The 266-nt window shown below is 52.6% G+C and carries 1 tRNA gene; it reads right to left on the minus strand.

Annotated elements, in window-relative coordinates:
- Nucleotides 1–97: 97 nt before the first annotated feature.
- Nucleotides 98–173, minus strand: a tRNA-Ala gene (locus U4Y88_RS37695).
- Nucleotides 174–266: the final 93 nt, after the last annotated feature.

The following is a 266-nucleotide window of genomic DNA, read 5'->3' on the forward strand; positions in this document are numbered from 1 at the left end:
CAGCCGATATGGTTTTACTCACATCGCTCTGACTGGCTCAATCGCCAATGCGTAATACCCGGTTTGTGCTACTTACCGGACACTAGGCATTGAGGATTGGTGGAGGATGACGGGATCGAACCGACGACCCCCTGCTTGCAAAGCAGGTGCTCTCCCAGCTGAGCTAATCCCCCGCTCGTAACCATTCAAACTCAGGTTTATCCGCCCTGCTCCCTTCGGGAGTGAGATTCTCGTAAGTGCTAAAGCACTAACGATCATCGCAAAAG

This window comes from Paraburkholderia sp. J94 (assembly GCF_905220285.1).
In the GTDB taxonomy this organism is placed as follows: Bacteria; Pseudomonadota; Gammaproteobacteria; order Burkholderiales; family Burkholderiaceae; genus Paraburkholderia; species Paraburkholderia tropica_A.